Source organism: Bacillus halotolerans (genome assembly GCF_001517105.1).
Classification (GTDB): domain Bacteria; phylum Bacillota; class Bacilli; order Bacillales; family Bacillaceae; genus Bacillus; species Bacillus halotolerans.
Genome location: NZ_LPVF01000009.1, coordinates 461,998 through 485,293 on the forward strand (window position 1 = coordinate 461,998; position 23,296 = coordinate 485,293).

The 23,296-nt window shown below is 42.5% G+C and carries 21 protein-coding genes and 1 pseudogene; 5 read left to right on the plus strand and 17 right to left on the minus strand.

Annotation, left to right across the window (positions count from 1 at the left end):
* Window positions 1-5: 5 nt before the first annotated feature.
* The 7 genes and pseudogenes from AU387_RS09990 to sppA all read right to left on the minus strand — a co-directional run bounded on the left by AU387_RS09990 (window position 6) and on the right by sppA (window position 5,945).
* Window positions 6-1,193, minus strand: coding sequence for an acetate kinase (locus tag AU387_RS09990; protein ID WP_024122488.1), 1,188 nt, complete (start codon window positions 1,191-1,193; stop codon window positions 6-8).
* A 346-nt stretch (window positions 1,194-1,539) separates the two neighbouring features.
* Window positions 1,540-2,526 (minus strand): class I SAM-dependent methyltransferase, encoded by a 987-nt coding sequence (locus AU387_RS09995; protein ID WP_044153854.1) that lies wholly within the window; start codon window positions 2,524-2,526, stop codon window positions 1,540-1,542.
* Between the two features lie 61 nt (window positions 2,527-2,587).
* Window positions 2,588-3,091, minus strand: a complete 504-nt coding sequence (tpx, locus tag AU387_RS10000) for a thiol peroxidase (protein WP_024122490.1) — start codon at window positions 3,089-3,091, stop codon at window positions 2,588-2,590.
* A 109-nt stretch (window positions 3,092-3,200) separates the two neighbouring features.
* The gene (gene ytfJ, locus AU387_RS10005; RefSeq protein WP_044153853.1) at window positions 3,201-3,662 is read right to left on the minus strand and encodes a GerW family sporulation protein; all 462 of its coding nucleotides are present in this window, start codon (window positions 3,660-3,662) and stop codon (window positions 3,201-3,203) included.
* A gap of 13 nt (window positions 3,663-3,675) precedes the next feature.
* Entirely contained in the window at window positions 3,676-4,356 is a 681-nt protein-coding gene (locus AU387_RS10010) for a DUF2953 domain-containing protein (RefSeq protein WP_059335586.1), read from the minus strand.
* A 75-nt stretch (window positions 4,357-4,431) separates the two neighbouring features.
* Window positions 4,432-4,926: an RDD family protein gene (locus AU387_RS10015; protein WP_044153850.1), complete on the minus strand. Its 495-nt coding sequence runs from the start codon at window positions 4,924-4,926 to the stop codon at window positions 4,432-4,434.
* 12 nt (window positions 4,927-4,938) lie between these two features.
* A pseudogene (sppA, locus tag AU387_RS10020) lies at window positions 4,939-5,945 on the minus strand (signal peptide peptidase SppA).
* Window positions 5,946-6,129: 184 nt separating this feature from the next.
* On the opposite strand from sppA, the gene AU387_RS10025 reads away from it, so the two are divergent.
* Window positions 6,130-6,933 (plus strand): NAD kinase, encoded by an 804-nt coding sequence (locus AU387_RS10025; RefSeq protein WP_024122495.1) that lies wholly within the window; start codon window positions 6,130-6,132, stop codon window positions 6,931-6,933.
* A gap of 35 nt (window positions 6,934-6,968) precedes the next feature.
* Here the strand turns inward: AU387_RS10025 and AU387_RS10030 are convergent, their stop codons facing one another.
* From AU387_RS10030 to AU387_RS10050, 5 genes are all read right to left on the minus strand, one after another.
* A complete protein-coding gene (locus AU387_RS10030; protein WP_059335587.1) occupies window positions 6,969-8,561 on the minus strand; it encodes an amidohydrolase in 1,593 nt (530 codons plus the stop codon).
* A gap of 19 nt (window positions 8,562-8,580) precedes the next feature.
* A complete protein-coding gene (gene mbcS, locus AU387_RS10035; protein ID WP_059335588.1) occupies window positions 8,581-10,170 on the minus strand; it encodes an acyl-CoA synthetase MbcS in 1,590 nt (529 codons plus the stop codon).
* 178 nt (window positions 10,171-10,348) lie between these two features.
* Window positions 10,349-10,564 (minus strand): alpha/beta-type small acid-soluble spore protein, encoded by a 216-nt coding sequence (locus AU387_RS10040; RefSeq protein WP_010335306.1) that lies wholly within the window; start codon window positions 10,562-10,564, stop codon window positions 10,349-10,351.
* A 92-nt stretch (window positions 10,565-10,656) separates the two neighbouring features.
* On the minus strand, window positions 10,657-11,862 hold the full coding sequence (gene thiI / locus AU387_RS10045) for a tRNA uracil 4-sulfurtransferase ThiI (RefSeq protein ID WP_059335589.1): 1,206 nt from the start codon (window positions 11,860-11,862) through the stop codon (window positions 10,657-10,659).
* A 3-nt stretch (window positions 11,863-11,865) separates the two neighbouring features.
* On the minus strand, window positions 11,866-13,011 hold the full coding sequence (locus tag AU387_RS10050) for a cysteine desulfurase family protein (RefSeq protein ID WP_059335590.1): 1,146 nt from the start codon (window positions 13,009-13,011) through the stop codon (window positions 11,866-11,868).
* A gap of 196 nt (window positions 13,012-13,207) precedes the next feature.
* Between AU387_RS10050 and brnQ the strand changes: the two genes are divergently transcribed.
* Entirely contained in the window at window positions 13,208-14,548 is a 1,341-nt protein-coding gene (gene brnQ, locus AU387_RS10055; RefSeq protein WP_024122500.1) for a branched-chain amino acid transport system II carrier protein, read from the plus strand.
* Between the two features lie 88 nt (window positions 14,549-14,636).
* Here brnQ and ezrA read toward each other — a convergent pair whose 3' ends face one another.
* Window positions 14,637-16,325, minus strand: a complete 1,689-nt coding sequence (gene ezrA, locus AU387_RS10060) for a septation ring formation regulator EzrA (RefSeq protein ID WP_059335591.1) — start codon at window positions 16,323-16,325, stop codon at window positions 14,637-14,639.
* 196 nt (window positions 16,326-16,521) lie between these two features.
* Between ezrA and hisJ the strand changes: the two genes are divergently transcribed.
* Window positions 16,522-17,328, plus strand: coding sequence for a histidinol-phosphatase HisJ (gene hisJ / locus AU387_RS10065; RefSeq protein WP_059335592.1), 807 nt, complete (start codon window positions 16,522-16,524; stop codon window positions 17,326-17,328).
* On the opposite strand, the gene refZ is transcribed toward hisJ, so the two are convergent.
* Window positions 17,312-17,947, minus strand: a complete 636-nt coding sequence (gene refZ / locus AU387_RS10070; RefSeq protein ID WP_010335311.1) for a transcriptional regulator RefZ — start codon at window positions 17,945-17,947, stop codon at window positions 17,312-17,314. The two genes, hisJ and refZ, sit on opposite strands and share 17 nt — an antisense overlap.
* 129 nt (window positions 17,948-18,076) lie before the next feature.
* Between refZ and AU387_RS10075 the strand changes: the two genes are divergently transcribed.
* Entirely contained in the window at window positions 18,077-18,565 is a 489-nt protein-coding gene (locus AU387_RS10075; RefSeq protein ID WP_059335593.1) for a GAF domain-containing protein, read from the plus strand.
* 45 nt (window positions 18,566-18,610) lie between these two features.
* Here the strand turns inward: AU387_RS10075 and AU387_RS10080 are convergent, their stop codons facing one another.
* Window positions 18,611-20,353 carry a diguanylate cyclase domain-containing protein gene (locus AU387_RS10080; protein ID WP_059335594.1) on the minus strand — a complete coding sequence of 581 codons (1,743 nt, stop codon included), beginning with the start codon at window positions 20,351-20,353 and terminating at the stop codon, window positions 18,611-18,613.
* Between the two features lie 294 nt (window positions 20,354-20,647).
* Between AU387_RS10080 and rpsD the strand changes: the two genes are divergently transcribed.
* The gene (rpsD, locus tag AU387_RS10085) at window positions 20,648-21,250 is read left to right on the plus strand and encodes a 30S ribosomal protein S4 (RefSeq protein ID WP_024122504.1); all 603 of its coding nucleotides are present in this window, start codon (window positions 20,648-20,650) and stop codon (window positions 21,248-21,250) included.
* A gap of 629 nt (window positions 21,251-21,879) precedes the next feature.
* Here the strand turns inward: rpsD and AU387_RS21760 are convergent.
* Both AU387_RS21760 and AU387_RS10095 read right to left on the minus strand, forming a co-directional pair.
* A complete protein-coding gene (locus tag AU387_RS21760) occupies window positions 21,880-22,032 on the minus strand; it encodes a PhrK family phosphatase-inhibitory pheromone (protein WP_014479495.1) in 153 nt (50 codons plus the stop codon).
* The gene (locus AU387_RS10095; RefSeq protein WP_059335595.1) at window positions 22,029-23,144 is read right to left on the minus strand and encodes a Rap family tetratricopeptide repeat protein; all 1,116 of its coding nucleotides are present in this window, start codon (window positions 23,142-23,144) and stop codon (window positions 22,029-22,031) included. The genes AU387_RS21760 and AU387_RS10095 overlap by 4 nt, the downstream gene beginning before the upstream one ends.
* Between the last annotated feature and the right edge of the window lie 152 nt (window positions 23,145-23,296).

Here is a 23,296-nt window from a genome sequence, read left to right on the forward strand (position 1 = left end):
TTGCATTATTTAGCTAAACGAACAACGTCTCGTGCAATCATGACTTCCTCATCAGTCGGAATGATCATAACTTTTACTGGAGAATGAGGGTAGCTGATGAACGCTTCCTCACCGCGTACGTTATTAAGCGCAGGATCCCAGTATACACCCATAAATTCCAGACCGCGAAGAACGCGTTCTCTGACTTCTACGCTGTTTTCACCGATACCGGCAGTAAAGATAATCGCATCAACACCGCTCATTCTGGCAGCGTAAGAACCGATGTATTTGTGGATGCGGCTCGCGAAGACTTCAAGCGCAGTTTCCGCGCGCTCATTTCCTTGTTTCGTTGCTTCAACGATGTCACGAAGATCGCTTGAGAAACCGGAGATGCCAAGCAGTCCGCTTTTTTTGTTTAATGTATTCAGTACTTCGTCAGCTGTCTGGCCTGTTTTCTCCATAATGTATGGGATCAGGGCAGGGTCGATGTTTCCAGAGCGTGTACCCATTGCAACACCGGCAAGCGGCGTGAAGCCCATAGATGTATCAATTGATTTTCCGCCTTCAACAGCTGCAATACTTGCGCCGTTGCCAAGGTGGCAGGAAATCAGGCGTAAATCTTTTAACGGACGGCCGAGAAGCTCTGCCGCACGCTCAGTCACATATTTATGTGAAGTGCCGTGGAAGCCGTATTTACGAATACCGAATTTTTCATAATATTCGTATGGCAGGCTGTACAGGTAAGACTGCTCAGGCATTGTCTGGTGGAATGCCGTATCAAAAACAGCAACCGCAGGAACATTTGGAAGCACTTCTTTAAAGGCTTTAATTCCGACGATATTTGCCGGGTTGTGCAGCGGCGCCAATTCAGAAATATCTTCAATCTCCTGAATTGTTTCGTCCGTTAATAAAACGGAATCGCTGAATTTTTCTCCGCCGTGTACCACGCGGTGTCCAATTCCGTCAATTTCATTTAAATCCTTGATAATGCCGAATTCTGTCAGCTTATTAAGCAGCATTTTAACCGCTACCGCATGATCAGGTATATCAGTTACTTCTGTATTTTTTTCGCCGTTTACAGAAATCGTGAACACACTGTCGGCGATACCGATTCGTTCAACTAAGCCCTTCGTTAAAACGGTTTCTGAAGGCATTTCGAAAAGCTGAAATTTCAAAGACGAGCTTCCTGCGTTAATTGCAATAATTTTGGACATGATTGACGCTCCTTTTTACTCTGTATCAACATCTTCGTTTTTCGTACTTTTTTCCCGGGTGAATCATCATTTTCTCCCGAAAAATATCTGACTTTTCCATTTAAACATTGTCATGTCGGCTTTTCAAGTCAACTTACGTATTGATAACGCTTACAAAAAGAAGTCGTTATTTTCAGACACATTACCTATGCGCTTAACATTGATTAACGCTTACATTCTGCAGTTTCTCCTTTCGTATTTTGTGTTTTGAAACCCTATTCAATTCGTTTATCTGCCCCCAGATATTCATACAAAAAAACAGCTTAAGCTTCCTCATATGACGGACGCTCAAACTGTTTTTTCATTTCTATTTTTCCTTAGTAAACCACGCATCTATTTGCGCCATCATGTCGAGCATCGCCTTCTGGTTGGAGAAAGAAGGCAGATTCGCAAGCAGAATTTGGTTCGGCGCTTTCGTCTCTTCATCTGTTTTCTGAAGCACAAGGATACTTTTGGCATGGGCTTCGTCTTTAAAAATTGATTTCGGCAGCTGCAATAATGCATTGATATGAACCTTGTCCTTGAAAAACTGCTTCAGCTTATCGCTTTGAGAGCTTTCAAACAAATGATTCGGGATCATAAAGAACAGGTAGCCGCCCGGTTTCGTATGCTTAACGCTTTGCTCAATAAACAAATGATGAGCGAAGGAATGGCCTTCATCCGCTTTCAGTTCAAAGGCTTTTGCCCCTTCGTCATTCGGATAATAGCCAACCGGCAGATCGCATATCACTGTGTCAACCGGATCGATAAACAGCGGCTCGAGGCTGTCCTGGTGGAACAGTTCCAGCTCTTTTTTCAGAAGGTTCGCCTGGTCATAGGCGATTTTCAAGAGCACGTCATCTATCTCTATGCCATAGCTTTTCGCCGTATTTTCAGACAGCTGGTTTAACACGGTGAACAGAAGATTTCCCGTTCCGACAGCCGGATCAAGAAGCGTTAACTCCTTTTTTCCCGCCATAAACTTATTTACCAGATAACTGATAAAAAGCCCGATCGTGTCCGGCGTCATTTGTCTGTTTGGATGGGATATATCCTTTAATCCCTTTAGGACGGCAAGCTGGAATGCTTTGCGCACCCACTCGTGCTCATATGTGTCAAATTCGGCTTTTTCAAGCAGTGCTTGAAGCTTTTCAGCCTTCTCATTCGGCAGCTTCAGCTGATCCGTTTTTTCAAGAAAATACATTTCTCCCGCTTCGGCAAGCGCTTCTATATATGAAATCTGCAATTCATTTTTTATGATGATCGCGGCATCATCCAGCAGCCCGTATACCGCACCTACATGATCGTTTTGCATAATGTGTTCCTCCTTGCCATGAAAAAAGCTCCGGCGGCAGCCTGGAGCTTTTTTCACCTGCTTACTTCAATAATGCCTTGGCAGCCTCAATCGGCTCTTCATAATTCGGGTGGTTCGTTGCTTCGCTTACATATTCAGCGTAAACGACTTTTCCGTTCTCATCAAGCACAAATACGGAACGCGCAAGCAGACGAAGTTCTTTTATGTATACACCGAACGCTTCGCCAAATGACATGTCTTTGTGGTCTGACAGAGTTTCCACTTTGTCAATTCCGTTTGCTCCGCACCAGCGCGCCTGTGCAAATGGAAGGTCCGCACTGATTGTGTAAATGTTGACATCTCCAAGCTTTGCAGCCTCTTCGTTAAAGCGGCGGGTTTGTGCATCGCAAACGCCTGTGTCAATTGAAGGGATAACAGAAATAATCGTTACTTTTCCTTTCATGTCAGCTAACGATTTTTCTTCAAGGCTGTTTGTCAGCACTGTGAAATCAGGAGCTTGATCCCCTACTTTCACTTCTTGTCCGACAAGCGTAACCGGACCGCCTTTGAATGTAATTTCAGCCATTATAATTCCTCCCTTTCGTATGTATGTCTCTATCATAGTAAAGTTTCTTGCAAACTGCAAAGTTTATGCCAAAAAAAAGTTAACTGCGGCCGCCGCAGTTAACCCTTCTTTAATAATTCATATTGTTCATTTGGTTTTGGTTTTGATTTTGGCCTTGGTTTTGATTCTTGTTATTTTTCTTAAACATTTGCTGTATGCGTTCCAGTGTTTGAGGGGCTGCGTCTAGAATTTTCTCAATCAAATGAGTATTTTCATCTAAATGAAGCATTCTGATGCCAGTCGAACCGACAATTAAAAACGCGATCGGCGTAATGGACACACCGCCTCCGCTTCCGCCTCCGAAGGGCAGTTTTTGTTCTCTTGTTTCATCGTCTTCCGATTTTTTCTCAGCCGGCTTGCCGCCAAACTCGCTGCCGCCTGCAGCGAATCCGAATCCGACTTTAGAAACGGTTAAAATCACGCTTCCATCCGGTGTTTCAACCGGATCCCCGATGATTGTGTTAACATCAATCATTTCCTTCAAGTTTTCCATTGCGGTTTTCATTAAACCTTGGATGGGATGGTCTGCCATATACGCTTCCTCCTTAAACTGATGAATCATTCTTTGAAGTCATTCGAGCTGACGGATTCTTCTTTAATACAGAAAGCTCCCGTCCGTATTTGACGAATTTGAAAGCTGCAAGCATAGCATGTCCAAAGCGAAAAAAGAATATACACTGAAAATGGGTCTTGGAAACAGGGACTTGAAACGATGGAATCACTTCATAAACAGGCTTGTTCACAAAGTCTAAATGGTCATGAAGCATAGCTGCGATAGCGCCTTTGACTCCCCATACGGCACCCGTTAACACACCTGTCACCGCTGCGTCATGAATCCCGACAACTGTGATCCATTCGAGTTTTGTGATATGCAAATGCGCCATAAAAGAGGCGCTGATTTTCCTTAACTTAGTGACATGATGCAGAAGCATTTCAATTTTATTGATGCTTTGCTGCACATCATCAAACGTAATTTTTTTCTTGCTGCTGCTTTTTTTCACTTTCGATTTTGTGTTCTGTCTGATATTGACTGTTCCGTCATCTTTGTTCACCTTAATCGCCGGAATTGTTTTTTTAATCCGAACCAGGCCAAACAGCATTGTAATTTTCAAAGTTATTTTGTCATTATCCTCAGCATGAAGATACTCCGCGGCAACATGAATTTTCATTCTGAGAAGCAGCACGATACCTATAAGAATAAGAATGGCTGACAGCACATATACCATATTCTTCACTTCCTCTAGGAAGCATTATCGCCCATTCAGCAAAAAATAAACCCGGACGGGGTCCGGGTTTATTTGTTATTTACGATATAATTTTTCGTGCACCACAGTTGTATCAGCAATGTAATCATGAATCCCCTGTTTTTTAGGAGAAAAAGCGATGACGATATATAAAATCCAAATCTTATCAATATACCGCCCGACCACTTCACGGAAAATCACAGTGCTCCATGTCAGCTTATGGCCCTGCTTGACAGAAATTACTTTGAGGCCGAACACCATTTTTCCAAGCGTTTGCCTGAAGTATTTGGTCATCAGCGCAAAATACGCCAGATAAACGAAAAGCGTTGTGATGCTGTACGCTGAGATGGTGAACATGCCGGATGTTTTCGGCAGATCCAGTAAAGTAAAGATGGGAGAAACGATTAAATGGTTTAACCCCCACACAACGAGCCAATCAAGCAGGAAAGCCCAAAAACGGACCCAAAAGCCCGCATATGCGTGTGTGAGCTGTTCCGCTTGATCCGGGCCTGCGATGTCGCTGCGCTCTAACTCTTCATATGTCGCATCCATTATTGACCCCTCCTACTTCGCATAGAGATACATCATTCTCGGCGAACCGGATTGTGAAAGAACTTCTCTCATATTCAGAAAATCAATTTCACTTTTAAACATTTTGTTCGCTCCCATGGTAAACAGAGAGCCTAATCCGAAGCTTTCCTCGTAAGAGACGACAGAAGCGTTTTTCAAGTTTTTATGATCTTTTTTCATGGCCGCAATTGTATCATCATAAAATCCGAGTTCATCCACAAGATTCAGTTTTTTCGCCTGCCGCCCGTCATACACGCGTCCGTCCGCGATTTTCTTTACTTCCGCTTTCGATATGCCGCGGCCTTCTGAAATGACATCGACAAAGCCTTCATAGGAGTTATCAACCATAGATTGCATAATATTTTTTTCTTCTTTTGTCATCTCACGGGAAGGAGACATAATATCCTTGTGAGTCCCGCTTTTAATGGTCTCAAAAGAGATGCCGAGCTTATCAGCCAGCTTTGAGTAATTCACGCTCTCCATGATAACCCCAAGAGATCCTGTCAGGGTTTCCGGTGTCGCAAAAATTTTATCGGCAGCTGTTGAGATATAATAACCTCCGGAAGCTGCCATCGATCCCATTGACACATAGATTGGTTTTTTGTTTCTTTTTTTACTTCTTCCAGTTTTTTATGTATTTCGGCACTTTCATACACTCCGCCTCCCGGAGAGTTTACCTTGAGTACGATCCCTTTAACCGCATCATCCTCTTTTGCCTGCTCAAGATTTTTTAAGAATGTTCGGTGGTTATATCCGTCTGAACCGAGCAGACTGCTTGAATCACCATTATCCTGAATAGTGCCGCTGACCTCCAAAACGGCGATTTTGCTGGAAAGGCTTCCGTTTTCAAGCGTCACTTCCTGGGATTCATCTGTCAGTGACGTAAGGTCTGTTTGAGCACCCTTGACACTTTCAAAGAAACTCATTGAGATACTGACGATGATGGACACGCCAAAAATTCCAAGGGCGATCACTAATGCGATCCATCTTTTTGCATTCATTTTTTCTCCTCCTTTTTCCCAAACTCTCTCATTATACGATTCAAATGAAAAAATGTTTCATTGATGAGAAAGCTCCGGCTTAACGGGCTGCCGGCAAACGTGGTACACTTATGACCAAAGGTATTTTATCACAAATACTGGATGGCAGAAAAACTTAAATATGACAGCAAAGGGGAAATGGGATATGACCGATCATCGCCGTAATGTTTATTTTTTTCACAAACAGGACCAGGAAACAAACAAACAAGTCAGCTCCTTGACACAATTGGCTGAAGAGAACGGATTTACTGTTGTCAATCAGCCTTCTGACGCCAATATTATTGCCAGTGTAGGCGGAGACGGTACATTTTTGCAGGCGGTCAGAAAGACGAATTTCCGTGACGACTGCTTATACGTCGGCATCACCAAAAAGGGGAAAGCTCATTTATACTGTGATTTTAATAGTGATGAGCATGAAAAAATGGTGGATGCGATGACGTTTGAACAAATTGAGGTCAGAAAATATCCGCTGATTGAAGTGACAGTGGATCAGACCAGTCCTTTTCATTGTTTAAACGAAGTTTCCATTCGTTCGAGCATAATTAAAACCTTTGTGATGGATGTGCTGATTGACGATCTGCACTTCGAAACGTTCAGAGGAGACGGGATGATTATTTCCACGCCTACAGGCAGCACAGCTTATAATAAGTCTGTGGCCGGAGCTGTCGTTGATCCGCTGCTTCCCTGCATGCAGGTGACGGAGCTTGCTTCGCTTAACAATAATACCTACCGCACTCTAGGCTCTCCGTTTGTCCTCAGCTCTGAACGAAAGCTGACGCTTCGTGTGGTGCAAGCCGGAAATGAACACCCGATTATCGGTTTGGACAATGAAGCACTGAGCACAAGAAACGTGAAAACGATTGAAATCAAGCTGTCTGATAAAAAAATAAAAACTGTGAAACTAAAGGACAATTCATTTTGGGAAAAAGTAAAACGGACATTTTTATAGAAAAAGAAAAAGACAGGCTATTCGCCTGTCCTTATTTATTGTTGATTCTCATATACAATCTGACCGTTGATAACGGTTTTTTCTATCTTTAAAAGATGAAGCTGTTTCGGGTCAATTGTAAACGGATCTTCACTGAGAACGGTAAAATCCGCGTCATACCCTTCAGCTATTTTTCCCCGTGTCTGCTCTTTGTAAATGATCTCTGCACTTCCTGCTGTATAAAGCCTGATAGCTTCATATACTGTTAAACACTCGCTTTCGTTATAGCTCGGACCGTTCTGTTCGCGGCTGCTTGTCCGAAGCACCGCAGACTGAATGCCGAGAAGCGGCTCAACAGGCTCAATCGGAGCATCAGAACCCCCTGCACATAAAATGCCTTTAGAGATCAGTGTTTTCCAAGCAAAAGCTGTTTTCATACGGTCTTCTCCAAGACGGTCAATCACCCAAGGAAAATCACTGGCGACAAAATGAGGCTGAAGATCAAGAGCAATCGGCATGCGTGCTGCTTTTTCAATCAGCTCTTCATTCAGCACCTGAGCATGGATCAGACGATCATGTCGGCCGCTTTTTGGCGGATGCTGCTCGACAGCCTGCAGCACTTTTTCAAAGGCAAGGTCGCCGATGGCATGGACGGCAACCTCCATTCCTTTCTCTCTCGCTTTTTGAACGAGGCCGCTCAGTGTTTCATCATCATGGACTTGAACACCGTTTGTGGAAGGATCGTCATGATACGGTTCTTTTAACAAAGCTGTTCTCCCGCCAAGCGCTCCATCAGAAAATAGTTTCATCGCACCGAATTCAACGTACGGACCAGACGGCTTCTTCATTTTCTCCCACCGATCAACCGCTTCATGATGAACGAGCAAATGACAGCGAAACGGATACTTTCCGCTTGCCGCAGCCGTCTCATAAGCTTTCATCGGAACGGACACATCGCCGTAATAAGACAAATCTTCCGAATGGCCGCCTGTCAGGCCTTTTGTCCAGCAATCCTGAATGGCCGCTGTAAGCGCCTGATCAACATAGTGCTGAGATACAGGCGGAACGGCTTGAAGGACCAGATCCTGCGCCTTATCAAACAGAAGCCCCGTCGGCTCGCCGTCTGCATCTCTGCCAATGACTCCGCCATCGGGATCAGGAGTGGCTTTTGAAATTCCTGCGGCTTGCAGCGCCGCAGAATTGACCGCTATTGCATGCCTGCATACCCGTTTGAGCAGGACGGGCCTGTCCGGGAATAAAGGATCAAGGTCATGCTTCGTCAAATAAGCCGGCTTCTCGAATTGATTTTCATTCCAGCCCTCTCCAATGAGCCAATCGTCTTCAGACAGGCTTTCTTCTCTTGCCTTCGCAGCCTGCAGCACAGCTTCTTTAGATGTAAACGAAGACAGATCAAGCTGGAGCTGTTTTTCTCCGTGCCCGATCAGATGCAAATGGCTGTCCACAAATCCTGGAAACATGACTGCTCCGTTCAAACTGATGTCTTTAGTTTCCGGTGAACTGTATTTCTTCTTCAGACTCTCATAGCTGCCGGTGCCTTTTATGACACCATCCTCAACATAAACAGCCTCCGTTTGGCGGCCTTCTTCGAGCATCGTATAAATGAAACCGCCGTGCCATATCGCCTTCATTCACGTTCACTCTCTTTCTTTACGCCTTTTTATTGGCTTTGAGCTGTTCTTCACGTTTTCTTAATTCCACTCGTCTGATTTTTGCAGAAGCCGTTTTCGGCAGGCTTTCGACAAATTCAATCTCTCTTGGATATTTGTATGGAGCCGTAATGGTCTTCACATGATTTTGCAGAACTTTGACAAGCTCATCACTGCGTTTTTCGTGATCTTGCAGGACAACGTATGCTTTAACGATGGAACCTCTTATTTCATCCGGGCTTGCGACAACAGCACATTCTTTGACTTCAGGGTGCTTCACGAGCGCGTCTTCCACTTCGAATGGCCCGATCGTGTAGCCGGAGCTGATAATGATATCGTCATTTCGGCTTTCAAACCAGAAGTAACCATCCTCATCTTTTCTTGCTCTGTCTCCTGTCAGGAAATAATCGCCGCGAATTTGTGTTTTCATTCTTTCCGGATCTTTAAAATATTCTTTAAAGAGCGCCGGGGTGCTGAGGTGAACAGCGATATCGCCAACCTCACCAGTTTTGCAGATTTCACCGTCTTCATTGATGATCTCTACCTGATTTCCCGGTGTTGGTTTTCCCATGCTTCCCGGTTTAATAGCCGTATCTTTCAAAACACCGACTAAGAGCGTGCTTTCTGTTTGGCCGTATCCGTCCCGTACCTTAATGCCGAAGTGCTTTTGGAAAACATCAATGACTTCACGGTTGAGCGGCTCGCCTGCAGAAACAGCGCTGTGAAGTGCAGAAAGATCAAAGCGGTCCAAGCCTTCGACCTTCGCCATTAAGCGGTATTCCGTCGGCGTACAGCAGAAAACATTGATTTTGTAATGATTTAAAAGCTCTAGATATTTTTCTGCTTTGAATCTGCCGTGGTACACAAAACCCGTTGCTCCGCTCCCAAGCACCGCTAAAAACGGACTCCATACCCACTTTTGCCAGCCAGGGGCAGCAGTTGCCCAGACGATATCCTTTTCAGAAATATCAAGCCAAGCGCCGGCAGACGTTTTTAAATGAGCAAATGCCCATCCATGTGTATGTACAACACCTTTCGGCTGACCTGTTGTCCCGGAAGTATAAGATAAGAAAGCCATATCATCTCTTGTTGTGTCAGCTGTTTTAAATTGGCTTCCGTCCGCTTCAATTGATAAGAGATTTTTCCAGCCGGCATCATTATCACCAATAGACAGTGTAATCAGTTTGTCAGCCGTACTGACATCACGGAAAGCGCCGATAAATTCGGAATAGACGATGGCGCCTTTTACCTCTGCATGTTCAATTCGGTATTCAAGATCCTTCGCGCGAAGCATTTCAGAGCACGGAATGACGACCATTCCAGATTTCAGGATAGCCAAATAAACGGCATAGGCTTCAAGCACCCGCGGAACCATTACAATCAGCTTGTCTCCCTTTTTAAATCCAAGATCAGCTAAGACGGCTCCGATTTTATTTGTTTCTTCCATCAGCTTTTCATACGACCACGATTCTTGTTTGCCCGACTCATCCTCCCATAGAAGAGCGGTTTTTTGTCCAGCGGCACTGAACTTTTCCATTTCATTCACTAAATTATATTGCATAGGGGCGATTAAATCTTCTCGTTTCAACACGAACAACTCCTCACTTTCTCCACCCATTATACATAAATACAGGCTCTTTCCGTAAGGATATGCCTAAAAACAACCTCTGTAAACATAGATTTTATAGGCCGCTGGTCCTTTTTTATATGTAAAAAATGAAAAGGAGTGGGGATTCCCCCACTCCAAAGCCATTATGTGAAATTGTAAATTAGAATTGTCCTCCGCCCATGTTTTGTTGAGCAAAAGATACAAGACGTTTTGTGATCTCTCCTCCAACAGAACCGTTAGCGCGAGAAGTTGTTTCTGCTCCAAGGTTTACACCGAATTCAGAAGCGATTTCCAATTTCATTTGGTCGATCGCTTGAGCAGCTCCTGGTACTAGAAGTTGGTTACTGCTGTTACCGTTTTGACTGTTTTGTGCCATGTGTCTCACCTCCTTGTGAGTATAGAATGTGTTAAAACACATGGCTTCATACAGAAAATCTTTGGTAATTGTATACAGGAGCCGGCTCTTCGTTAAAAGAGTTCTGCGAATTTGTCGTTTGCTTCTTGTTCGCTATATAGTGTCATTGTTTCAATGTGATCAACCGCCTCTTGAATCAGCGGTTCAAAATCCACAAAGCTCTCAAAGTGTTCGATTTTTTCTTTTTTCGGGCGTGTTTTCGGGCTTGGCGGCGTAAAGATCGTGCAGCAATCTTCAAATGGCTGGATGCTTGTTTCGTATGTGCCGATTTCCCGTGATATTTCGATGATTTCTGTTTTATCCATGGCGATTAACGGACGCAGAATAGGTGTAGACGTAACCGCATTAATCGCGTACATGCTTTCAAGCGTCTGGCTCGCTACCTGTCCGAGGCTTTCCCCCGTAATAATCGCGAGCCCGTTTCTTTTTTCTCTGATTCTGTCGGCAATTTGAAGCATTAAGCGGCGGGTTGCCGTCATCGTATAGTTTTCAGGAATTTGTTTTTGAATCAGCTCTTGCGTCTTTGTAAACGGGACGATATGAAGCGTCATGCTTCCTCCGAAGCGAGACAGACACTTCGCTAAGTCCATCACTTTTTGTTTCGCACGTTCGCTTGTGTATGGCGGGCTGAAGAAATGGACAGCTTCTACTGAGAGTCCTCTTTTCATTGCGTAAAAACCGGCTACCGGGCTGTCAAAACCGCCGGAAAGCATCAGCATCGCTTTCCCCGCTGAACCGACAGGAAGTCCGCCGGCGCCTTTTTCATTGCGAATTGTCAAAAAGGTTGCTTCCTCCCTGATTTCAATTCTGAGCGGTATGTCTGGATTGCGGACATCAACTGTCAGCCCTTCTGTATTTCGCAAAATATGGCCGCCGATTTCAGCGTTCATTTCATTCGTATCTAATTCAAACTGTTTATACGCTCTCTTCGTTTCGACTTTAAACGTATCACCAGGCTGATATTGATCCTTGATCGCCTGCAGGGCAGTTGTCTTAATATCATCAAGGCGGCTCTCACACTTAATGGCCAGACTGAAGCTTTGAATGCCAAACACCTGTTTCAAGTGTGGAAAAAGAGCCTCAGGGTCCACTCCATTTAATGTAATCGTCATACGATCCCGATTAGAAAAGTATTTTAATGTCGGATAGTCTTTCAGGACAAGCCTGACGTTTTGCTTTAAACGTTCAATAAAGCTTTTTCTGTTCTTTCCTTTGGTTGATATCTCCCCAAAACGAATTAATATATGATCGTAATTCATGTTCTACCTCATCATTTTTTTTAGTTTTTTGATGCCAGGCACAAGCGCGTTCATAAATGGCTCTGTCACATCGCTTGTCTGGCTGTAGTTTAAGCTGATTCTGATGCTGCTTCCGGCGATCTGCTCTCCCTTGCCCATCTGTAACAGAACTTTGCTCGGTTTATGTTCCTTTGCCGAGCAGGCTGATGTTGTTGAAACGAATATATCCTTTTCCTCCAGCATGTGCAAAAGCACCTCCGCTTTTATGCCCGGCACAGAGAAATTAATGATATGCGGAGCGCTATTGAATTGAGGCGTATTTAAGACAACACCGTCTGAATCACTCAGCCTTTCCATAAACAATTCCTTTGCGGCCTCCATTCTTTCAAGGTGATGATGATAATCATTAGCCGCAAGATTGATGGCTTTGGCCAGTGAAACCGCACCTGCTGTATGCTCGGTTCCTGCACGTATGCCTTTTTGCTGAGAGCCGCCTGTTATCAGCGGGATAAGACGCGTTCCTTCCTTTACTAAAAGTGCACCTGTCCCCTTCAGTCCGTGGAATTTATGGCCGGATATGGAACAAAGATCAATGCCGGCATTCTCGATCGCCAAGGGAACTTTAAAGATGCCTTGCACATAATCAACGTGAAACAGAATGTTCGGATACTGCTTCAGCACTTCCCCGGCCTCTTCAATCGGCTGCACGGAGCCAACTTCATTGTTCACATGCATCATGCTGACAAGCACGGTATCCGGCCGAATCGCATCTTTCAGTTCCTTAATGGACACAAATCCATCTTCATTTACTGAAAGATAAGTTACTTCAAACCCGAATAGCTCTGTCAGCTGCTCCAAAGATTCAGTAACGGACGGATGTTCGATAGAAGTGGCAATGATATGTTTGCCTGTTTTTATCTTTGACAAAGCGGCTCCTTTTAAAGCCACATTATTAGCTTCTGTAGCACCTGACGTAAATACAATATCATAATTCTTTAGGCCCAAGGCTCTTTTTATTTGATTTTTGGCTGCCTGAAGCAGCTGTTCCGTTTCGGCTCCATATCGGTGCAAAGATGAAGGATTGCCAAAATATCGGCTGCTAGTCTGTTCATAAACGTTCAAGACTTCATTATGCGGTTTGGTCGTTGAACTATTATCTAAATATATCATCTTTTTTTACTCCTTTATGAAAGCGGTACAAGGTATGATATTTATGTTACCATAACAAAATTTAATAGAAAATTACAAAAAGCTAGTATTGACTTCTAATTTTTTTTACCATATAATAAGATTTGTTCGTTTCGTCATATTATCTGACAATTAATTGACTGAATATTTTAACATAATTATTAGGAGGATTTTTTTCATGAAACACTCACTGCCTGTCAAAGATACCATTATTATTGGTTTCATGCTATTTGCGCTATTCTTTGGAGCAGGAAATATGATTTATCCGCCGGAACTTGGACAAGCAGCCGGACACAATGTCTGGAAAGCCATCGGCGGATTTTTACTGACCGGGGTAGGCCTGCCGCTTCTCGGAATTATCGCTATCGCATTAACCGGCAAGGATGCTAAAGGACTTGCTGATAAAGCTCACCCTGCATTCGGTACAGTATTTACTGTTGTGCTTTATTTATCAATCGGACCATTATTCGCCATCCCGAGAACAGGAACCGTTTCTTATGAAATTGGTGCGGTTCCGTTTCTGGCTGGCGTTCCTGAAAGACTGTCTTTATTAATTTTTACACTCATCTTTTTCGGCATTACTTACTATTTAGCGCTAAACCCAACTAAAGTCGTGGATCGAATCGGAAAAATTCTTACTCCAATTAAATTCACAATTATTTTAGTGATTGTTCTCAAAGCGATTATCACGCCAATGGGCGGTTTAGGTGCAGTAACGGAAGCATATAAAGGAACACCGGTATTTAAAGGATTTTTGGAAGGCTACAAAACAATGGACGCGCTTGCTTCAATCGTATTTGGTGTTGTCGTTGTAAATGCTGTGAAAAGCAGAGGCGTTACACAATCAAAAGCTCTTGCGGCAGCTTGTATTAAAGCCGGAATAATTGCTGCATTAGGGCTGACATTCATTTATGTTTCTCTTGCCTACCTGGGTGCAACAAGCACAAACGCAATCGGGCCTGTTGGTGAAGGAGCTAAAATTTTATCAGCATCGTCCCATTATTTATTCGGTTCATTAGGAAATATCGTACTCGGATCAGCTATCACAGTCGCGTGTTTAACCACAAGCGTTGGGCTTGTCACTTCTTGCGGCACATATTTTTCAAAGCTTATCCCTGCGTTATCATATAAAGTTGTCGTTACCATCGTCACTTTATTCAGCCTGATGATTTCTAATTTCGGGCTTGCTCAAATTATCGCTTTTTCAGTTCCTATTTTATCAGCTATTTATCCGCTTGCCATTGTCATTATCGTTCTTTCATTTATTGATAAGCTCTTTAAAGAAAGACGTGAAGTTTACATTGCATGCTTAATCGGTACAGGGTTATTCAGTATTTTAGACGGAATAAAAGCAGCCGGCTTTTCGCTCGGAGCTCTAAATACGTTTTTAAATGAGAATCTGCCGCTATACAGCCTTGGCATCGGCTGGGTGATTCCTGGAATCATCGCCGCCATTATCGGCTATATTCTTACCTTTTTCATCGGTACATCCAAACAACAGCTTAAAGAAATAAGTTAATGTTATGGTCGCCTGCGTTACTGCGCAGGCGTTTTTTTAATGAAAAAGAGCCCGCTCATAAACTGCGGGCTCTTTTTACGATCTGAATTTAAGCGGATAAATCAGCTTTTATTTTTTTCACAGCACCTGGCGCAGCTTTCTCTACAGCTGCAGCCGCAATTTCATAGGATTCTTCATAATCATAAGCGTAAAACCGTCTTTCCGCTTCTTTCAGCTGTTCAGATAAAATATGGTTCTGGCTTCTGAATCGGTTTCCGAACTGAATGATTTTTTCAATCAGCATAACCTGCTCTACCAGTTCCTCTGATTCCCGGCTTGCCCTGTTCACGATATCTTCTGCTTGTTTCAGATGGGCTCCGGCCTCTTCCATATTTAAAGGAATTTCGTTTAATTGATTGACCGTTTCTTGAATGTGATGATGCGCGTTTTCCAGCATCTCTTGAATATGACTCGGGATGCCCGGGATGTTGCTTGTCTTCAGCAGTCTTGCTGTTTCAGAAATTGTTTTTTTCAGATTGCCAAGTGTCTCTCTCGCCTGCAGTTCTTCTTTTCTAAGAGCCTGCAGCTTTTCACGGTAATCCGTATGGTCTTTTTTCACTTTTTCAATCTGCTTCTCAATTGATTCGACCTCTTCAACTAAAAGAGAGTAGGCGACATGCTCTGCATCCAGCTTATCTTTTACTGACGCTAGCAGCTTGCCGACTTCATCAATACGCTTTTCAAAGGCCTGCTGTTTGCCTAGCTCACCAGCTGTCAGTCTGTAGCTTTCCTTCACCAGTTCAGTTTCCGCCTTTGTCTGCTCCTTCTCTTCTTTCAGCTTATCGTAAGCAATGATCAGCTCAGGCATTTTGCTTAACACAGATTGGCCTGCTTCAACTTCACCCTCGAGCTGCTGGTAAACAGATTGAATATTTTCGTCTATGAGCTGCAGTATGGCAGACGCTTCATCAATATCCAGCTCAGTCATCAAAACATGTTCTGCCCGTTTCAGCTGATTTGACAGGTTTTCCAGTTCCTTATCAATCTGGATATGCTCAAGCTTATACCCTTTCTCTTTCATTTCGCGATATCCGTCTTTGAGCTTTGCAATCTGGCCCGGCAGCGTCTGCTTGCAGTCGGCTAACAGTTTCGGCACATCATCTATGTACGACTGAAGCCGTTCTAGATTGCGGTCCTGCTCAAGGAGAACTTTTCTTGCAGTAATATAGTTCCCGCCCTCTGTCTCTTCTTCAAACTGTTTGATCCCGCTCCAAATCTCGTCAAGATCTGCTTCAAGGCTGTCATAAAGCTCTCCGTAAAGGTGGCTGTATGCCAGCAGGTTTTTTCGGGACTTTGAGTAGCGTTCTCTTACCTGTTCAATCTCTTCGCGGCTCTTTTCTTCACTTGTGACGAGATTGCTGATTTCCCGGAGTATCTTTTCAATGTTCGATTCCGCCGCTGTCAGGAGATCGTCGATATGAACGAGCACTTGATTGGCTTTTTTAAACCGGTATTTGTCCGCGCATTCTTCGGCATCATAAAGGAGCTCTTCAACTTTCGGCATATGGGCAGTGACAATCTCATCCCATTCTTCACGCCATTTCTCAAAGAACTCTTCTGTCTGCCCCGTCATTTTCAGATGTTTAATTTTGGACATTTCTTCCACTATCGATCGATTGAGAATTTCAATCTTCCAAGATTCCAAACGATCAATTTCCGTGTAGATTTTTTTCCTGAAAAAGTAGCCCGCCGCAAACAGCGCGAGCAGTACAATTAATAATCCAATGACAAACTCCATAATGAGCCCCCTTGCTGTTAACCTTAATCTGTCAGGGTGTTTTATTTATTCAGAAAGATTTCAGGATATGTATTGAGAAAAACTGTCGTTTTCATTGTTATTATGATACCATGTAACCAACATTTTTTGACCAGAAATCAAAAACTTTTTGTGCAAAATCGGCAGGATTTGACTATTTTTTCACGGGGTGACACCAATGCTAAAGCGAGACGGACATATTCACACACCATTTTGCCCTCACGGAACAACAGACACACTCAGACAATATGCGGAGGAAGCGATAAAAAAAGGCTTTCAATCAATTACGTTTACAGAGCACGCTCCTTTACCTCCCTCTTTTACCGATCCGACACCGCAAAAAGACAGCGCGATGGCGCAAGCCTCTTTGGAACGCTACATTAATGAAATTTCCGGATTAAAAAAAGAATATCGCGGACAGCTTGACATACAGACCGGGCTTGAGGTCGATTATATTGCTGAATACGAAGATGAAATCAAATCGTTCCTGAATACATACGGCCCATTTTTAGATGACAGCATCTTATCCGTTCATTTTTTGCGCACGGGCTCATCTTATCTGTGCCTCGACTATGATGAGCATACATTTAAAAAGCTGATCTCAGAGTGCGGAAGCATCGAAGCTGTATATGAACTCTATTACCGCAGCATTTATTCTTCTATTGTAGCATCTCTCGGCGCCTATAAGCCAAAAAGAGTCGGCCACATCACACTCGTTAAAAAATTCATCAGGCTGTTTCCTTATAAAATGTCCGATCATATTCGCAGACTTGCTTCTGAGTGCCTGAACGCTGTTAAGGAAAACGGAATGGAGCTCGACTTTAATACATCAGGTCTGAGAAAAACATACGCGGGGAATATTTATCTGGAGGATTGGATGATTGAGGAGGCGAAGCAAAAAAACATCCCGCTTGTATTCGGGTCTGATGCCCATCAAGCGGGTGATGTCGGATACGCGTATGAGAAATTTACTGAACTGCGCTAATTTGTGACCGCATGTCTCCTGTCCGGAATACGCTTCTGATCCAAATCTTGATTTCTTCAAAATACATTTTATAAAAGTATGGCTCGTGCGGCTGCATATAGAGCACTTCTGAAATATATTGAGGCTGGAGATAGGGCATCATCAAGAGAGATTTTAATTGAAGAATAAAATGAGGCAGCGGCAGCGTTAAATGTTCTCGCTGTTTTTCTCCTTCCTCAATAATCAGCTGGAAGATATACTTTTCCTTCATCAGGTACGTCGACATAATTTCCCTTATTAAAGTCGAATCAATGGTGACTTCCCGGTAGACAAACCGAGTTAATTGACGATTGTTATGCTGATAGGATAAAATATCGAAAACCAATTGGAGAAGCTGTTCCTGCGTGCTTTGAAAAGAGATGTTGCCTGCCGCTGTTTCAAGTGTTTTATTGTAGCCTTCGTAGAACTCTGAAACTAAGTGTTCCATCAAACCTCCTTTGCCTTTAAAATAGTAGGAGATGTGCGCAACATTTACATCAGCTGACTTTGCAATTTCACGGACAGATGTGCCAGAAAATCCTTTTTGGTTAAAGAGCATGACAGCAGATTCAATAATTTTGTCTTTGGTGCTTACTTTCATACCGGCTCACTCCTTCCTCTTGTTACAAATTCAAGGCGGAGACCGGCTGTTCCTGTAAGAACTTATCGACAAATGCCGGCAGAAAAGCCGGGATTTTGTTTTATATTATAGAAAAAGTGAGGGTTTTCCATGTTTCATGTCGAACAACAATCTGGAGATAAAGAAAAAGACTATCAGCTTCTGCTCAAACAGCTTGAAGCCATAACAGAAGATGAAACAGATCAAATTGCAAACTACGCAAATGCGTCAGCACTGCTTTATCATTCATTGCCTGAGGTCAACTGGGCCGGTTTCTATTTTGCTAAAGAAGGGGAAGAACAGCTTGTGTTAGGGCCGTTCCAAGGTCTGCCGGCATGTGTCCGTATTCCTTTCGGCAAAGGCGTTTGCGGAACAGCATATGCAAACGGAAAAGTGGAGCGAGTTGCGGATGTAAACGCATTTCCGGGACATATCGCCTGTGATGCAGCATCTCAATCAGAAATTGTGCTTCCGATTCATGTAAACGGAAACCTAGTCGGCGTTTTGGACATTGACAGCCCTGTCAAAAACCGCTTTGATGAGATCGATGAAAAGTATCTTACGCAATTTGCAGAAATCCTTGAAAAAGCTTTAGTGTAGAGCCATACAACAAAAGCCCAAAACATGTAGCGTTTTGGGCTTTTTTCATTTTATCGACTCGTGAATCATCAAACGGTTTTTCCCGTTTCGTTTCGCGGTGTAAAGCGCTTCGTCGGCCTCGTGAACAAGCTCCTTCAAGGATTTTTTCGATTCTGAGTCCCAGCAGGAGATTCCGCATGAAATCGTCACCTCAGGCTTCGTGCTTTTTCTCACCGCACAAACAAGCCTTTCGGTAATCCGTTTCCCTACAGCTACCGTCACATTCGGAAGGTAAACCGCCAGCTCCTCGCCCCCCCAGCGGGCACCGACATCATGCTTTCGGATATTGCTTTTGATAACGGAAGCGACTTGTATTAAAATCTCGTCCCCTGTCTGATGTCCGTACGTATCATTTACATTTTTAAAATTATCAATATCAACAAGAATAAAAACGCCTTTTTGATGAATTTTCATGCTGTATTGGATTTTTTCATCTAAATAGACTCTTGAATACAGCTCTGTCAGCTGATCCGTTTTCACCAGATGCTCAAGGCGGTCGCGAAGCATCGAATTGGTCACAGCCAGCGTTGCATGATGAATCAGCGCTTGGAACAGCTTGTACATTTCAAATGTAAAAGCGTACATTTCCTTTTTCAGCAAAACGGCGAATCCCAGGAGCTGGTCATTCTCCATCATCGGAACAGCCATAAGTGAACCGTATCCGGCTTTTCCAAACACAGACTGTCCATTTCCGATAAAAACGCCATTCTCTCCTTCGTACAGTTTTTCTTTTATTTCATTATATATATCAGACGACTTCGTTTCTTTAAAAAATGCTGTGCTCCCGGGAAGCAGTGTCTGCTGTTCAAAATGGTCAATATGGAAAAAGCCCACTTCTTCAGCATGAAATGATTCAGCCATTCTCACAGCAAGATCGTTCATCGTATCCGTCAGCGTCAGCCGCTGGTTGAGACGGCGCGATGTTTCATTAATTAATTCCAAGTTTGCAATACTTGTTTTGGATTGTTCATAGAGCTGGGCATTTTCAAACGCCTTTCCCGCGGCATTTGCTATCAGTGACATTTCATCAAGGTACACGTCGGTAAGAGGACTGTCTCCCGCCCCACCTGCCATCAGAACGCCGTACGTTCCCTGCTGCCCTTTAATTGGAATGTAAGCGACCGTTTCATTTTTCCGCAAAATGTCCCCGGATAGATAGACTTTAAGCGCAAAGGAATCGGCATCTTCCTCTTCCATATACAGTTCCTTTGCAGGAACACCTATACATTGGTCCTGATCATGAGAAATAAACAGAGAAAATTGAAACAGGGGAAACGTGGTGTGTAAGCTTTCAAGAAGCTTCTTTAACACTTCCGTCTGATCGAGCAGCGAATGGAACAGTTCTGTCATCTTGTATATCTTTTTTTGATAGATTGTTTTGATATAAATTCTTTCCTGTTTCATTGACTGATTCAAAAAAGAAGAAATCAAATCCGGAAGCTCTTCCGGAAACACTCCGTCCTGCCTGCATGTTAAATGAAAGCTCCTGCCGGAGACATGATCCTCGATAACATAAAATGAAGCATTTATTTTCGATGCAGAAAAATGCACTTCATCCTCTGTCATTTGTGCCATGCGATCAGATGGAGACGGTATAAGGGATACGCAAAGTGATGGAAAATATGTTTGAATAGCCGATGTCAGCCATATAAGAGAGTCGGTGAATGAGACCTTTACAGATTTGGTTAATAAAAAATCGAGCATATGATAACGAAAGGCGGGTAATTGATCTTTTGTTTGTTCTATCATGTTTTATCACCTAAAAAGTTTACCACTAATTTTTGTTTATTATATCATAAACAGCAAAGCGATAATGGATGAATGGTTGACTTCAAAACAAATAAATTATATAATGACCTTTGTGTGAAATATTGCAGCCTTTTTGTTCAGCTTCTATGTTTTCATTTTGTTCCTTATCAATAAGGTGTATCGTGTAACTCTCTGCTGCTGGAGCGAGGATACATGAAAACAAAATGTTCATGGTCGAATAGAACAGACGGTTTTTATTTTCCACAAAAATAAAACCAAAGGAGGAGTCACATTATGGCTCGCTATACAGGTCCATCTTGGAAACTGTCCCGCCGTCTAGGAATCTCTCTTAGCGGAACAGGAAAAGAATTAGAAAAACGCCCTTACGCTCCAGGTCCACACGGCCCAGGACAACGTAAAAAATTATCAGAATACGGTTTGCAATTGCAAGAAAAGCAAAAGCTTCGTCACATGTACGGTGTAAACGAACGTCAATTCCGCACATTGTTTGACAAAGCTGCAAAAATGACTGGTAAACACGGCGAAAACTTCATGATTCTTTTAGATTCTCGTCTTGATAACGTTGTGTACAAGCTAGGTTTAGCGCGTACTCGCCGTCAAGCTCGCCAATTGGTTAACCATGGCCACATTACTGTAGACGGAAGCCGCGTTGACATCCCGTCTTACCAAGTAAAAGCTGGTCAAACAATCGGTGTTCGCGAAAAATCAAGAAACCTTTCTATCATCAAAGAATCTGTTGAAGTAAACAACTTCGTTCCTGAATACCTTACTTTCGACGCTGAAAAGCTTGAAGGTACATTCACTCGTCTTCCAGAGCGTTCTGAACTTGCTCCGGAAATTAACGAAGCGCTTATCGTTGAGTTCTACTCTCGTTAATTGAAGTGCTCTTTAAAGAGCATTCACCTAAACCCTAGAAACCTTGATAAATCAACGTTTCTAGGGTTTTTCTTTTATATTCTGCTATGTAGAATTGTGTATTCTTCCATAATTATTTGGGGGAGGTTTGGGGGAGGTTTGGAGGCATAAAAAATTTTGGACGGACGCTTCTCCCCTTTCATATAATAACTTTTTTATTGGTATACTCGATGGCCACATTCACAAATAAAGTGTACATGCTTGTTCCCATTCCAGTTACAAACATAATTAGTTGATTTTTTTTGACATGAAGGGCAAGTTACACCAGGTTTAATGCTAGGTTCGCCGTCATGCTGTTCATAAACCTCTAATACATCATCAAACATTTTGAGTACTCTTTTTAGTTCCTCATCAAGTTCTTTTGTATTTATCTCCTTGCTCATCTTTTTCACCTCACACTTAATAGCCTAAATGCTTATCTAATACAAAAAAGCCCATTATAGGGCTGCTTTTTAGAGATCTGCTTTTTTACGCTGACGGGGTCTGATAATAAGATACAACTCCTATTATTGCTAACACGATGAATACGGCTAGGATGCTCCACAATGTTATTTTAACGCCTTTTGTCATGTTATGCCCCTCACTTTTTATCAAGTTCCAACTGGTCTCTCTGCGATTTGAATATCAGTTCCGACTGGTTTTTCACTAAATTGAATGTCTGACTGAGTAAACAAACTAGCGCCAGCAGCTAACCCACTTAAGATAATAGCTGTAACAGACACACGAAGTATTAATCTCTTCATCCTATTCCCTCCAACTGCCTCATTTTCTTTTCGGCTAAAATAGCTCGCTTAGAAAATTCAAGAGCATCCTTATAACATTCTTTCTCCTCGCAGTACTGAGAGATAATCAAGGAAAGATCAAGAACACTGTCTAAGTCATTCTTTTCTTGAAGGAAATGAATGAAACTCCCACATTCCTCAATGGTTTCGTTTTGATTATCTTGAAGAAGTGCATAAATGATGTTTATTTTAGCCTCATACACTTTATTCTCTTTCTGGGTTAAATTTTCCTGTCCTTTTTTGTAATAATATACAGCTTTATCTTTTTGATCCATGAGGAATAACTCTTTGGTAGCCATGTAAAGAGAGTTAATGTAATAAACTGATTGTCTCCACTCTTTATTTCTTATGGCTTTTCTCAGAGCGTTGAGACAGTCTTGGGATCTGTTTGCTGCTGAGTATGTAATACTAAGATTGTGATGGATTTGAGCTTCGAAAAATTTATCATCAAGCTCTTTTGAAATTCTAATGGCTTGGAAGTAAGCTTCTTCAGCTTTATCGAATTGTCCTAGATCTGTATAGTTAGTTCCAACAACCATCAGTGCTGTTGCGTACTTTCTTTTGTAATTTTCATTCCCTTTATAAATGTTAAGTGCGTTGTTTATATAATTTAATGAAACAATACTCTGACGGAGCATCATGTACATTGAGGCCACTTTAGAATGAAATTCGGCAGCTTCAATTTCATCAGGAATAATGGATAGCTTTTTCTCAGTAATTTTAAATAAGCTTATGGCATTCTCGAAGTTTCGATTATAGGATTCGTATAACGCTTCAAACAAAAAGAAATAGTACTCTATCATGTTATCTGTTTTTTGAATTTCTCTCGCATGTCTTTTGTTGAAGTATGAATGCTTTGGAAAGTCTGTTCCTTTTACTTGATACATCATCATTTTATGTCTCTCTTCAAGTAGAGAATAATACATTAATACTTCCTGATCTTCTTCCATGTCATCAAATAAAGATCTGACTTCTTTAAAATATTTTTCAGCAGCCTCAACATTCTGCTGTTTTATGGCCATATACCATTCATTTAAGAAATTAGCAACATATTCAGAAGCAAGTTTACTCATAATAAACCCCTCTTTCTGTCAAAATTCTAAATTATCAAACAAATGTTAACACAACTTTAACATTAAATGTAATATATAGAAAAAATTTTCGACATAGCGCAATTCTGCTTTCGTGATGACGCAATTAAACTCAAGGGATAATATGCCTAATT